Origin of the sequence: Methylobacterium sp. 77 (genome assembly GCF_000372825.1) — a bacterium.
In the GTDB taxonomy this organism is placed as follows: domain Bacteria; phylum Pseudomonadota; class Alphaproteobacteria; order Rhizobiales; family Beijerinckiaceae; genus Methylobacterium.
Genome location: NZ_KB910516.1, coordinates 3578644 through 3590986 on the forward strand (window position 1 = coordinate 3578644; position 12343 = coordinate 3590986).

13 protein-coding genes and 1 tRNA gene are annotated in these 12343 nt (G+C 66.2%); 13 read left to right on the forward strand and 1 reads right to left on the reverse strand.

Annotated features, from left to right (window positions below):
• Positions 1 to 72: 72 nt before the first annotated feature.
• Positions 73 to 381, reverse strand: coding sequence for a 50S ribosomal protein L28 (gene rpmB, locus A3OK_RS0116995; RefSeq protein WP_019906090.1), 309 nt, complete (start codon positions 379 to 381; stop codon positions 73 to 75).
• Positions 382 to 700: 319 nt separating this feature from the next.
• Here rpmB and A3OK_RS0117000 point away from each other — a divergent pair, with 319 nt between their 5' ends.
• From A3OK_RS0117000 to A3OK_RS24125, 13 genes are all read left to right on the forward strand, one after another.
• Entirely contained in the window at positions 701 to 1612 is a 912-nt protein-coding gene (locus A3OK_RS0117000) for a DUF3108 domain-containing protein (protein ID WP_036303075.1), read from the forward strand.
• 194 nt (positions 1613 to 1806) lie between these two features.
• The gene (locus A3OK_RS22995) at positions 1807 to 2139 is read left to right on the forward strand and encodes a hypothetical protein (RefSeq protein ID WP_245259444.1); all 333 of its coding nucleotides are present in this window, start codon (positions 1807 to 1809) and stop codon (positions 2137 to 2139) included.
• Positions 2140 to 2217: 78 nt separating this feature from the next.
• Entirely contained in the window at positions 2218 to 5583 is a 3366-nt protein-coding gene (locus tag A3OK_RS0117010) for a helicase-related protein (RefSeq protein ID WP_019906093.1), read from the forward strand.
• A gap of 21 nt (positions 5584 to 5604) precedes the next feature.
• Positions 5605 to 5901, forward strand: a complete 297-nt coding sequence (locus tag A3OK_RS0117015) for a S4 domain-containing protein (RefSeq protein ID WP_019906094.1) — start codon at positions 5605 to 5607, stop codon at positions 5899 to 5901.
• A gap of 228 nt (positions 5902 to 6129) precedes the next feature.
• Positions 6130 to 6468, forward strand: a complete 339-nt coding sequence (gene fdxA / locus A3OK_RS0117020) for a ferredoxin FdxA (protein WP_019906095.1) — start codon at positions 6130 to 6132, stop codon at positions 6466 to 6468.
• A 586-nt stretch (positions 6469 to 7054) separates the two neighbouring features.
• Positions 7055 to 7645 (forward strand): CarD family transcriptional regulator, encoded by a 591-nt coding sequence (locus tag A3OK_RS0117025; protein WP_019906096.1) that lies wholly within the window; start codon positions 7055 to 7057, stop codon positions 7643 to 7645.
• 297 nt (positions 7646 to 7942) lie between these two features.
• Positions 7943 to 8815: an RNA polymerase factor sigma-32 gene (locus A3OK_RS0117030; RefSeq protein ID WP_026597358.1), complete on the forward strand. Its 873-nt coding sequence runs from the start codon at positions 7943 to 7945 to the stop codon at positions 8813 to 8815.
• A gap of 113 nt (positions 8816 to 8928) precedes the next feature.
• On the forward strand, positions 8929 to 9159 hold the full coding sequence (locus A3OK_RS0117035) for a hypothetical protein (protein ID WP_155912060.1): 231 nt from the start codon (positions 8929 to 8931) through the stop codon (positions 9157 to 9159).
• A gap of 135 nt (positions 9160 to 9294) precedes the next feature.
• Entirely contained in the window at positions 9295 to 10020 is a 726-nt protein-coding gene (locus A3OK_RS0117040) for a 4'-phosphopantetheinyl transferase superfamily protein (protein WP_036302355.1), read from the forward strand.
• 72 nt (positions 10021 to 10092) lie between these two features.
• A tRNA-Pro gene (locus A3OK_RS0117045) sits at positions 10093 to 10169 on the forward strand.
• A 729-nt stretch (positions 10170 to 10898) separates the two neighbouring features.
• Entirely contained in the window at positions 10899 to 11141 is a 243-nt protein-coding gene (locus A3OK_RS23710; protein WP_155912061.1) for a hypothetical protein, read from the forward strand.
• A gap of 26 nt (positions 11142 to 11167) precedes the next feature.
• The gene (locus A3OK_RS23715) at positions 11168 to 11395 is read left to right on the forward strand and encodes a hypothetical protein (protein WP_081631211.1); all 228 of its coding nucleotides are present in this window, start codon (positions 11168 to 11170) and stop codon (positions 11393 to 11395) included.
• Positions 11396 to 11518: 123 nt separating this feature from the next.
• Positions 11519 to 11710, forward strand: coding sequence for a hypothetical protein (locus tag A3OK_RS24125; RefSeq protein ID WP_155912062.1), 192 nt, complete (start codon positions 11519 to 11521; stop codon positions 11708 to 11710).
• Positions 11711 to 12343 lie beyond the last annotated feature (633 nt).

Below are 12343 nucleotides of genomic sequence, written 5' to 3' on the forward strand. Positions count from 1 at the left end.
CATTCGCTAGGAATCGGATATCAGCGTGATCGAAGCGGGTTTGTCGCCCGGATGCTCCGATCGGCGCGACCCTCAGGCCGCGGCGGCCGGGGTCTCGACTTCGGCAAGCTTCTTGTGAAGCTCACGCTTGATCAGGCGCGCCGTCTGCGACAGCTCGATCTCGCGGGCCTTGATGAGGAAGGCATCGAGGCCACCGCGGTGCTCGACCGAGCGCAGGGCGTGAGCCGTGACGCGCAGGCGGACCCGACGCTTCAGGGCGTCCGACTGCAGCGTGACCTGGCACAGGTTCGGCAGGAACCGGCACTTGGTCTTACGGTTCGAGTGGCTCACGAGGTGGCCGGTCTGCACGGCTTTGCCCGTGAGTTCGCAACGGCGCGACATTGTTCTAAATCCCGTCTCGTTCCGCGTCTGACCGGGCGATGGCGGAAGACCGGTCGCAACGCGCCACGGGCCTCACGCACGCCAAACTCCGGTCGAGCGGCGTCTCATTGAAGGCGCGAGCCTATAGGTGACGGCCGGGGTATCCGTCAAGGGCGGGGCGGAGTTTTGCGCATCGCGACTGCCCCGATCCGCCCCGGCGGCGGTGCGGCCAAACGATGTGTTAACCACGAGCGGGGACGATGGCGAGACAATGCCGTCCGGTGTCTCGCGCCGGGCAGCCTCAAGCCTTGGAACCCCAGAGCCTCACGCCATGTGCGCCATGCGCCACTTCCGAGCCAGCCTCCTCCGCGCCAGTCTTCTCGCCAGCTTGAGCGTGATTCCCGCATCCGAGGGATTCGCGCGCTCCAGATCCGCCGCCGTGAAGCCTGGCGCGCCGGCGACGGTCACGGTCGATTACGGCATCGCTCTTGCCGGCATTCCCATCGGCACCGCGCAGGTCTCCGGCCAGTTCGAGAGCGCGCGCTATCGCATGGACGTCTCGGCCCGTCTCACCGGCCTCGTCGGCGCGGTGACCGGCGGCATGGGCTCGGCCCGTGCCAGCGGCCTCATCGCCGAGGGCCCGCAGCCGAGCGCCTTCGCCATCTCCACCAAGACCTCGAATTCCGGCATCGCCGTGCGAATGGCCCTGGCGCGCGGCAACGTCACGCTCTCCGAGGTGACGCCGCCCCTCATCGACATGGGCGACCGTGTCCCGGTGACCCCGGCCAACAAGCGCGGCATCGTCGATCCGGCGAGCGCCCTGATGATGCCGGCGGTCAGTCGGGGCGATCTCACCGATCAGGCCAATTGCAACCGCACCATCCCGGTCTTCGATGGCGCGACGCGCTTCAACGTGGTGCTCAGCTACGGCGAGACGCGCAGCATCGAGAAGCCGGGCTATGCCGGCCCCGTCCTCGTCTGCAACGCCCGCTATCAGGCCATCGCGGGGCACCGTCCTGACCGGCCGGGCGTGAAGTTCATGGAGGACAACCGCGACATGTCGGTGTGGCTGGCGCCGGTGGAGGGCACACGCGTGCTGCTGCCGGTGCGGATCGCCGTGCGCACGACGATGGGCACCAACATCATCGAGGCGACCCGGTGGAACCGCGGCGGAGGCCAGACCGGCACCGCGCGGGCACCAGAAGGCCCGGGATCGGTTCCAGTGGTTCAGGCGACCCTGGTCGATCAGTGACGAAAGATCGGGCGGGGATCGTCCGAACCATGGACGTGCAGATCGACATTCCCGTCTCGCGTCCCGGCTCGGCAAGGCCGTTCCTCATCGTCCTCGCGGCTACCAGCGTCCGCGCACGGATACCCTCGTCCCGCGGCGAGCGAGCGGCGCGATCGTTCCGGCCTCGGGAGCCTCTGATGCACCGCTGCCTCGTCATGCTCGGCAGATTGCTCACCTGCGGCAGCCTGCTGGTCGTCGGACCCGGCCAGGCCGGCGAACTGAGCACCGACACCTCGCCCTGCGGCGGCGACGCCTATTCCTCCGCACAGGTTGTCGAGGGCCGTCCACCGCAGCGTGGCCCCCTCATCGCCATGCCCGACACGCTCTGCGCCGATCTCGCGCCGCAGCAGCCGTCGGTTCCGGTGGACATCTACGTCGACCCTTATGGCCACCGGGGCGGTGGCTATCGGAGCGGGGGCGCCCCATATGGCGGGGAGACGCAGCGTGGGACCCGGCCGCCCGGACGGCCCCTGCGCGGCGGCGACTGACCCGAGGCGGCCTTCTCAACGGGCCGTCCCAAGAACCTGTCGCCGGCCTCTTTCGCCGAAGGGACCCGCTCCTCACACATGACGCGCCGTTCCCTCCCCCCGCAGGCCCGCTCGCGCGGCGTCACGGCGGTGCTCGGGCCGACCAATACCGGCAAGACCCATCTCGCCATCGAACGAATGCTCGCGCATCCGACGGGGATGATCGGGCTGCCCCTGCGCCTGCTGGCGCGGGAGGTCTACCTGCGCGTGGTCGCGCGGGTGGGGGTCGACCACGTCGCCCTCGTCACCGGCGAGGAAAAGATCAAGCCGGACCGTCCGCGCTACTGGATCTCCACCATCGAGGCGATGCCGCGCGATCTCGACGTCGCCTTCGTCGCCATCGACGAGATCCAGCTCGCCGCCGACATGGACCGCGGCTACGTCTTCACCGACCGCCTGCTGCACCAGCGCGGGCGCGAGGAGACGCTGCTGATCGGCTCCTCCACCATGCTGCCCCTGGTGCAGTCGCTGATTCCCGGCGTGCACACCACCACCCGCCCCCGGCTCTCGAAGCTCACCTATGCCGGCGAGAAGAAGCTCGGGCGCCTGCCCCGACGGACCGCCATCGTCGCCTTCTCGGCCGAGGAGGTCTACGCCATCGCGGAGCTGATCCGGCGCCAGCGCGGCGGGGCCGCCGTGGTGCTCGGCGCGCTCTCGCCGCGCACCCGGAACGCGCAGGTGGAGCTCTACCAATCGGGCGAGGTCGATTACCTCATCGCCACCGACGCGGTGGGGATGGGCCTCAACCTCGATGTCGACCACGTCGCCTTCGCCGCGAACTCGAAATACGACGGCACGCGCTTCCGCAAGCTGACGCCGCCCGAGATGGGCCAGATCGCCGGACGTGCCGGGCGCCACCTCTCGGATGGCACCTTCGGCTCGACGGGACGCTGCGCCCCGTTCGAGCCCGAGATGATCGAGGCGCTGGAGAATCACGATTTCGATCCGGTGCGGGTGCTGCAATGGCGCAATCCCGACCTCGATTTTTCCTCGCTGAAGGCCCTGCAGGAGAGTCTCGACGAGCATCCGAGCGAGAAGGGCCTCACCCGTGCGCCCATGGGCGAGGACCAGTCGGCCCTCGAGATCCTGATGCGCGAGGACGACATCCGCGACATGGCGTCCACTCCGACCACGGTGAAGCGGCTGTGGGAGACCTGCGGCGTGCCCGATTATCGCAAGGTCCATCCCCAGACCCATGCGGATCTGGTGGCACAATTGTTCCGTTTCCTCATGCGGGGGATGGCCGGACGCATCCCGAACGACTGGTTCGCCAAGCACGTGGCCATGATCGACCGCACCGACGGCGACATCGATGCCCTGTCCCAGCGCATCGCGCAGGGGCGAACCTGGACCTTCGTTGCGAACCGTCCCGACTGGCTCATTGATCCCGTGCATTGGCAGGGCGAGACGCGTCGGGTAGAGGACAGGCTGTCTGACGCCCTGCACGAGCGCCTTGCGAGCCGTTTCGTCGATCGGCGTACCAGCGTCCTGATGCGGCGCCTGAGAGAGAATACGATGTTGGAAGCTGAGATCACCGCCGGCGGGGACGTCACCGTCGAGGGCCAGCATGTCGGCCATCTGCACGGGTTTCAGTTCGTCGCCGACCCGGGCGCTGAAGGCCACGAGGCCAAGACCCTGCGCAGCGCCGCCGAAAAGGCGTTGGGCGGCGAGATCGAGGCGCGCGCCGAGCGCTTCTCGGCCGCGGCGGATTCGTCCCTGGTTCTGTCCCATGACGGCATCATCCGCTGGACCGGAGACCCGGTCGCCAAGCTGACGCCCGGCGACAAGCTGTTCGAGCCGCATGTGCGGCTGCTCGCCGACGAGCAGCTGACCGGACCCGCCCGCGACAAGGTCGAGACCCGGCTGGTCGCCTGGCTCAAGGCCTATGTGGTGCGGCTCCTCGGTCCGCTGATCGAGATCGAGACGGCGGCCGACCTCGTCGGCCTCTCGAAGGGCATCGGCTATCAGGTGGTTGAATCGCTGGGCGTGCTGGAGCGCGCGAAGGTGATGCACGAGATGCGCACCCTCGATCAGGAGGGCCGCGGCGCCCTGCGCCGTCACGGCGTTCGCTTCGGCGCCTATCACATCTTCCTGCCGGCCCTGCTGAAGCCGGCGCCGCGCACGCTGGCGGCTCAGCTTTGGGCCCTCAAGAACGGCGGCCTCGACCAGCGCGGCCTCGACGAGATCGCGCATCTGGCCGGCTCGGGCCGGACCTCGATCAAGGTCGATCCCGAGATCGCCAAGGGCCTCTATCGCGCGGCGGGCTTCCGCGTCTGCGGCGAACGCGCCGTGCGCGTCGACATCCTGGAGCGCCTCGCCGACCTGATCCGTCCCGCCGTCACCTATCGCCCCGGGACCACGCCGGGCGAGGCGCCCGCCGGCACCGCCGACGGCGATGCCTTCGTCGCTACCGTCGGGATGACCTCGCTCGTGGGCTGCTCGGGCGAGGATTTCGGCTCGATCCTGAAATCCCTTGGTTACGCTCCCGAGACCCGTCCGGGTCCGGCGATCACCGTGCCGCTGCTCCCCGCCGCGTCGACCCAGCCCATCGCACCGGTCGCCGCGTCGTCGGGTGAGACCGCGACGAAAGCCGAGGACGACGCGCCCTTCGAGGACGCGCCGGAGGAGACTTCGCCCAGCGAGGTCGATGCGGCCCCGGATGCCACCGAAGATTCGCAGATCCCAGCCGAGGCCGCACCCGCCGAGGCCGAGGTGACCGAGAGTCATGCGGAGCCGGCCGAGGCGCCCCCCTCCGAACAGGTCGAGCCGGAGCCGGAGCACGCGACAGGCGCCGATTCGACCGAGCAGCCGACCGAGATTTCGGCGCAGGAGACCGCTCCGGAAGAGACAGCGACCGACGAGACGGCAGCGGAAGCGCCTGCACCGGACGAAGCAACGTCGACCGAAACCGCCGAGGCGGTGGGCGAAGCGGCTGCTGCGGAACCGGTGGTGGTCGAGGTGTGGCGCCTGCAGCGGCATCAGCGCAGCTCCGCCCCGCGCCAGAACCGCCCGCGCGGTGGTCGCGACGGTGCGCCGGCGGGGAACCGCGCTCCCGGCGAAGGCCGCCAGGACCGTCGCCCCGCCCATGCCGGTAGTCCGGACGGCGCTCAGCGCAATACCCGCAGCGGCCAGGGTGAGCGCAGCGGACAGGGCGACAGGCCGGACGGTGGACGCCGCGAAGGCGGACGTGGTGACGGTGGCCGGCCGGAAGGCGGGCGTCCGCCCCGCCGGGATCGGTTCGAGCCCGGCCGGGTTCGTCCCGAGCGCCGCGACGAGGGGCGTTCGGCGGCACCGCAGGAACAGCGTCCGCCGCGCCGCGAGCGGGCTCCGGACCCGGATTCGCCCTTCGCCAAACTCGCGGCTCTCAAGGCGCAGCTCGAAGCCGGCGATGGCGGCAAACGCTGATTTGGGAAAAGCCGAGGCCGAATGAAGCCGGGACGTCAGCGTCTCGATAAATGGCTCTGGTTCACCCGTTTCGCGCGGAGCCGCTCCCTTGCCGCCGCACTGGTGGAGGACGGCTTCGTACGGGTGAACGGAACACGCACCGACAATCCCGCCAAAGGGATCGGCGTCGGGGACGTGATCACCGTGGCCGCCGCACATGTGACGGCGGCGGTGCGGGTGGTCGATCTCGGCGATCGGCGCGGCCCCGCACCGGAGGCCCGGCGCCTCTATCTCGACCTCTCGGCGGGCGGGAACGAAGAGCCGGGCGACGCGGGCTGACCAACGGCTCGGGTCGCGGGGTGTGTCCCCGCTGCACCGCCTTCGTTGTCGTGATGCCTCCGCTGCTTGTCAGTCCCCGTGGCAGGGTCTAGAGCCGTGCGGAAATAATCAGGCGGCACGTCACCCACGGGCGCGTTAACGGAGCCGTGCAGGGGCCGGGTCCAGAATCCCGGTCGGAACGGGCTCGGGTCGCGAACCCGTCCGGACACGGATAAGGCTGAAGGGCAAATGACCTACGTCGTCACCGACAATTGCATCAAGTGCAAATACATGGACTGCGTGGAAGTCTGCCCCGTGGATTGTTTCTACGAGGGCGAGAACATGCTCGTCATCCACCCCGACGAATGCATCGATTGCGGCGTCTGCGAGCCGGAATGCCCCGCCGAGGCGATCAAGCCCGATACCGAGCCGAGCCTCGAAAGCTGGCTGAAGCTGAATGCCGACTACGCCAGAAGCTGGCCCAACATCACGCAGAAGAAGGACGCACCGGGCGACGCCAAGGAATGGGACGGCGTCAGCGGCAAGTTCGAAGCGCATTTCTCGACCGCCCCCGGCACGGGCGACTGAGCCACACGCCGGCCCCGGTCGCATCGGGGCCGCGTCTTGCAGTCTCCGCTTTGCGGTGATCGTTCGCGATAAAACCTCGCGCTCGCCTGTGCTGCATGAAGCCGCAGGCGGGCTGCTTCCCGAAGGCATGGCCCTCCGGACAAGCCCCCGGAGCCCTTCGTCCCGGGTAGGACGGTAATCGTGCAAAACATCGGCTCCGCCGATCGCACGCCCTTGCCTTACGTCGGCAATCCTTTGATTCGAGGCCCGGTTTGTGGTATGCAGACCGCCTGCCGTCGTTTGTGCCTGACGTGCTGCCTTTGGCTACCCCAGCGGTGGTTTCCAAACTTTTCGACAGGATCTGTCTCCCATCTCCGGGAGGCTTCCTCGCCGAGACGAGGCGGCATGCGATCGTTCGCTGGAGGCCCGTGCGGCTTCCGCGGCCCTGATCGCATGGTGTGAATGATCGGCTAGCCTGGGACCTGCTTGGCCGTTGCGAGATGCATCGATGGCCGGCGGACAAGAGGCTTGAGCCGGGTCACCCACCCCGGAATTGTAGGTTCGGCGCGGTTCGATACGCGCGCGATGTTCTGGAGGCGCTTCTCGCATGACCACAGCTAAGAAGACGACGGTTGGCCGCCAAGGCTTCAAGACCGGCGAAGCGGTCGTGTACCCAGCCCATGGCGTCGGACGCATCACCGCGATCGAGGAGCAGGAGATCGCCGGCTATAAGCTCGAACTGTTCGTCGTCTCGTTCGAGAAGGACAAGATGGTCCTGCGCGTTCCCACCGCCAAGGCCAACAGCGTCGGCATGCGTAAACTCGCCGAGCCGGAACTCGTCAAGAAGGCCCTCGAAGTCCTGACCGGCCGCGCCCGGATCAAGCGCACCATGTGGTCGCGCCGCGCCCAGGAATACGAGGCCAAGATCAATTCCGGCGACCTGCTCTCGGTGACGGAAGTGGTGCGCGACCTGTATCGTTCGGAGGCCCAGCCCGAGCAATCCTACAGCGAGCGTCAGCTCTACGAGGCCGCCCTCGACCGCGTCCTGCGCGAGATCTCTTCGGTGAACCGCATCACCGAGACGGAAGCGCTGAAGCTGATCGAGCAGAGCCTCGCCAAGTCGCCGCGCCGCGCCAAGGGTGAGGCCGAAGGCGAGGCGGATGCAGAGAGCGACGACATTCAGGAAGAAGCGGCCTGATCGATCCCTCGTCCAAGGACGACGTTCGGCGACACAGCAGAAGGCCCGGTGCACCAGCGCCGGGCCTTCTGCTTTTCCGGCTCATCCGGCGCGCAGTCTCCGAATGGTCCGGAAGTGGCGCAACGTCACATCCCCTGTCGCGTCCCGCTCGCGGAACTATCGGTGCAACGGCTCCGTTGTCCGATGCCTGGGCCATGCCCCTGGGCCTATGCCCTCGCTTTCTGGACCAATCGGGTCATCTAGACCCGACGGCTTCCTTGCGGCGCGCGCATGCAACGGAAGAAGGCGGAGGCGGGAATGGCGGACATCGCGGGGATACGGCGACAGTTCATTCGTACGGCCATGGAGGCGCCTTTCCTGGCGCGAGACGAGGAACGTGGTCTTGCGGTCCGCTGGAAGGATGAGCGCGACGAGCGTGCCCTTCACCGCCTCATCTCCGCGCATATGCGTCTCGTCATCGCCATCGGTGGACGCTTCCGCCATTACGGCCTGCCCATGGCCGATCTCGTTCAGGAAGGCCATGTCGGCCTGATGGAAGCGGCGGCCCGGTTCGAGCCCGAGCGGGAGGTTCGGTTTTCCACTTATGCCACGTGGTGGATCAGGGCTTCGATCCAGGATTACATCCTGCGCAACTGGTCGATCGTCCGCGGCGGTACGAGTTCCGCCCAGAAGGCGCTGTTCTTTAACCTGCGCCGCCTGCGCGCCCGGCTCATGCAATCGACGGAAGAACATGTCGGCGACGAAATCCATCGCCGCATCGCCACCGCCATCGGTGTCTCTCGCGAAGACGTGGCCCTGATGGATGCGAGGCTGTCTGGCCCCGACATGTCCCTCAACGCCCCCGTGGGCGAGGAAAGCGAGGCGTCGTCCGAACGGATGGATTTCCTCGTCGACGGGTCTGAGCTTCCCGACGAGACGGTCTCCGCATCGGTGGATGGCGAGCGCAGGCTCACCTGGCTCAATGAGGCGTTGACGGTGCTTTCCGAGCGCGAACTGCGCATCCTGCGTGAGCGCCGGCTGACGGAAGATCAAGCTACCCTCGAGGCCCTTGGTCGACGGCTCGGCATCTCGAAGGAACGGGTCCGCCAGATCGAGAACCGTGCGCTGGAGAAGCTACGGCGTGCGTTGGCGGAGCGTTTTCCACAGAGTGCGGGCAACGTTTACGTCTGATGCGGGTCGGCAGCACGTCGGACGCGGCCGCAAGTTGTAGGATTTCTCTATTCCGGCAACGGAATGGAGGGGTAGTATTGTTCCGGTAATGTCATGTGTGGCAGGCTCAGCGGATGAGGCTTGCCACGCAAAGACCCTTGATGTCGCTCGCTATGCTCTTTGGCATCAGCACCGCGACCGTCATCGGCGCCGCCATCAAATATCGCTTCTCGCTGTTGACGGGCCTCGGCACGTTCTACGGTGCGCTCGCCCTCTGCCAGTTCGCCTATCTCGGTCTCGTGATCTCCCACGGGCGGGATACGGCGTCATCCCGAAAAGTGGGGCCCGGTTTTCGAGAAGGATGATGCGCCACCTGGTGGTGGAAGCATCGTCCCGTGGTCGGCAGACTGCTACCGCCGCTGAACCGACTCCTCGGATGCATGCCGTCCCCGGAAGCGAACGGGCATCCCGACATCTCAGGGACTGGGGCGGGATATGAGATGAGTGCGACCCTACCCGTCTCCGCTGAACCGGTGACGGTGTGGGACATCGATCTCACGCCCGCCGTCGCTCACCGTACCGACTGCCTCGCCCTCCTCTCCGATGACGAAATCGCGCGCACCGCCCGCTTCGTCCGCGACGAGGATCGTCTTCGCTACGCGGCGAGCCATGCCTCCCTGCGCATCGTTCTCGGGCGTTACATCGGTGCCGACCCGCGAGAACTCACCTTCGCCACCGAAGCCTCCGGCAAGCCGTATCTCGCGGGCGCCGTGGCAGGCTCGTGCCGCTTCAGCCTGTCCCATTCGGGCACCCGTGCCCTGATCGGACTTTCCCCATCGACGGACATCGGCGTCGACGTCGAGGAGATGCGTTCGATGCCCGATCTGCTTCGCATCGCCCGCGCCCATTTCGCCGCCACCGAGATCGCCGCGCTCGAAGCTCTCGGCCCCAGCGACAGGAGGGACGCGTTCTTCGCCTGCTGGACACGCAAGGAGGCCGTGGCGAAGGCGACCGGACAGGGCCTGTCGCTGCGCCTCGACAGCTTCGCCGTCTCCGTCTCGCCGGCAAAGGCAGCGCTACTCGCGATGCCGGGCGGAACGACGGACTGGAGCCTGCATGCCGTCCCGACCGTGCCGGGCTATGCCGCCGCAATCGCCGTCGCGGCGGCCAATGCCGGCTTCGTCCGGCATGTTCTCCCGCCCGACTGGCCCGCGGGATCGAAATGAGGGTCACGATGGTGCTTGCGGCTCCGCGCCGGCGTCGCTATACGTCCGCTCGCCGGTGGAAACGCCGGCCGTCGGAGTGTAGCGCAGTCTGGTAGCGCACCACGTTCGGGACGTGGGGGTCGCAGGTTCAAATCCTGCCACTCCGACCAACATTTAGCTAGGTTTCTGATGGCTGCCCCGACAGCTATCCCGACAGAAACCCTGCAACTCAGCCCACCGCGAGCTAAACGCAAGCCGTAGCTACGACGCCTGTGCGTCGCAGCATGGGGAGGATTGCCCTTCGACTAGGAGCGTCACGACGACGCTTGGGGCATGCCAGGATCGAAAAGTGCGTTAAAGTCGTAAAATGTCGAGGCTGACCTCGCCTTGGGGCGCCTGGGCGACCGTGGCGTGATGAGGTCTGCTACACGATAGTTCGACCTCTCTGGTAGTCCAAGCTGAAGCGATTGGCGAACAGCCCAACGAATGAGCGTGGGCCATTTATTGCGGAACAGGCCACTTTCTTATTGCCCGCTCTCGACAGGAATTCGCAAAGCGCCCTGACGCGATGAAAGCCGGGAGCGTGGCAGCCAACGATGTAGCTCGGAAGCTGCGTATTGATCTCGTTGAGCAGAGTGACGCATGACCCCACCGATCTCCGCGCCACAGCCGTCCGCCTCGCAACGATGACCGAGAGGGGCGCCTACTTCCCGCAGGATCAGGTCGGGCTTTACGCTGAGGGGTTGCTAGCCCTGGCGGAGAGGCGGGAGAAGGCGGGGCAGTGAAGCGTCTCAATCCGAACTCAACTTACTCAGAGGCTAAGCCGTGGTCCCGATTAGCCCACGACGTCGAGTGCCGTACTCGCGAAACTTAACGGCCGCCTGCTTCGTACGCGGGGCATGGCGAAGCCCGACCCTTCTCGAACCAATTCCGCATCCGTGAAGCCGGATACCCTCGATGACCTATCAAAGGGGGAATTTGTGAAGGGCTGGAAGGCCATTGTCGGAGAACCGCCGGCCATCATGCTCGATAGCCGCACCGATATGGTGAGAGCGCTGGTGGAGAGCGTGCCGGTTGCGACGCCAGACCTCATCAGCTCATCCGCGAAAAATGGTCCAAAAATCAAGAAGCTGGAGCCATAACGAAGCTGACTGGGGGGCACGATCACGTGCGTGAGCTGTACGCCAGTTCCAACGGGGACCGATGGCACCTCATCATCGAAGAGAGTACAGGGCACACCTTCGTGCGGCATAACGCCAATGAAGCCTCCGGTGGCAACATCGTGGACATGGCCCTCCCGATCTTTCTTAGCCTCGACAGTGGCGGGCCAGAACACCAAGCGCTTTGGGCCATGATCCGCACGCTTGTCAGCACCGCCGGCAACGGCCATCGTTGAGACTATCGCCGAGCTGTATCGGCGTTGCCTCTTCATCTGATCGACCGCCGCTCCGATACGTGCGCTTTTTGACGCTCCGCATAATGCCGCTCAAGCTCTCGCTTAAAAGGACTCACTGTGAACGTGCTCAAAGCGATCTCGGCCGGAATTGAAACTTGGCTCGATCAGACCATAGCCAGCGCCGAGAAAAGGGAAGCGGATATAGCCCTCCGCAGAGCCGAGTATCTTGAAATGGTGCGCCAACACAGAGCGCCAATGGGTGCGGCCAGTGAACCGACCGTGCATCCCGACAGGCAGGATCACAACGCTAAGTGATGCAAGCGAAGCTCGGATGGTTGGTCGATTCCCTCTTCGCCTACACGGGAGCAGTGGGGAGTGGCGTAATCTTAACACACCGTTGCCAACCGGCCGGGACGTGAACCGATCATTAACCACAGTCTCCCACTGATGCAGTCGGCTCAACCCGCAGGTACCAGTGTGTTTCAGGCTCGCTCGATTGGCATCGAGGATTTCGACCACGGATGCCCGGTCTCGGAAGATCAACTCGGCAGGATCTATCGGGCCAACGTAGGCACTCTTCCTTCTCTGTTGACCGGCATTCCTGAACGTACCAGGGCCCGATTGGCCACCTTCCTCTACGCGCGGACCCATACCCGAGAGCTTGGGACACGCGTCGCGGCTACCTGCGATCGGACAACCCTACAGCAGGTTGCTGGCGATCTCGGGGAGGCGATCCATCGGCAGTCGCGTCAAGGGTACCGGGAGGGCGCCTATGGCAACGTACATCGCGGTTCGCGAAGCGGCGTCACCCTAGCCGGATCACGGATGACAGCCGATCAGCATCTCTGAGCCCAACGCGATAAGCCGAAAGGAGCCGTGCCGATCTGGTCGGTGAGGCGGTAGCCGATCCTGGAGCCGGCCCTATGTCCTCGCGGTCACCGCTAGGAA

Bases quoted from the DNA above. Each gene is read 5' to 3' on its own strand.
- rpmB (WP_019906090.1), bottom strand. From the start codon at position 381: ATGTCGCGCCGTTGCGAACTCACGGGCAAAGCCGTGCAGACCGGCCAC.
- A3OK_RS0117000 (WP_036303075.1), top strand. From the start codon at position 701: ATGCGCCACTTCCGAGCCAGCCTCCTCCGCGCCAGTCTTCTCGCCAGC.
- A3OK_RS22995 (WP_245259444.1), top strand. From the start codon at position 1,807: ATGCTCGGCAGATTGCTCACCTGCGGCAGCCTGCTGGTCGTCGGACCC.
- A3OK_RS0117010 (WP_019906093.1), top strand. From the start codon at position 2,218: ATGACGCGCCGTTCCCTCCCCCCGCAGGCCCGCTCGCGCGGCGTCACG.
- A3OK_RS0117015 (WP_019906094.1), top strand. From the start codon at position 5,605: ATGAAGCCGGGACGTCAGCGTCTCGATAAATGGCTCTGGTTCACCCGT.
- fdxA (WP_019906095.1), top strand. From the start codon at position 6,130: ATGACCTACGTCGTCACCGACAATTGCATCAAGTGCAAATACATGGAC.
- A3OK_RS0117025 (WP_019906096.1), top strand. From the start codon at position 7,055: ATGACCACAGCTAAGAAGACGACGGTTGGCCGCCAAGGCTTCAAGACC.
- A3OK_RS0117030 (WP_026597358.1), top strand. From the start codon at position 7,943: ATGGCGGACATCGCGGGGATACGGCGACAGTTCATTCGTACGGCCATG.
- A3OK_RS0117035 (WP_155912060.1), top strand. From the start codon at position 8,929: ATGAGGCTTGCCACGCAAAGACCCTTGATGTCGCTCGCTATGCTCTTT.
- A3OK_RS0117040 (WP_036302355.1), top strand. From the start codon at position 9,295: ATGAGTGCGACCCTACCCGTCTCCGCTGAACCGGTGACGGTGTGGGAC.
- A3OK_RS23710 (WP_155912061.1), top strand. From the start codon at position 10,899: ATGGCGAAGCCCGACCCTTCTCGAACCAATTCCGCATCCGTGAAGCCG.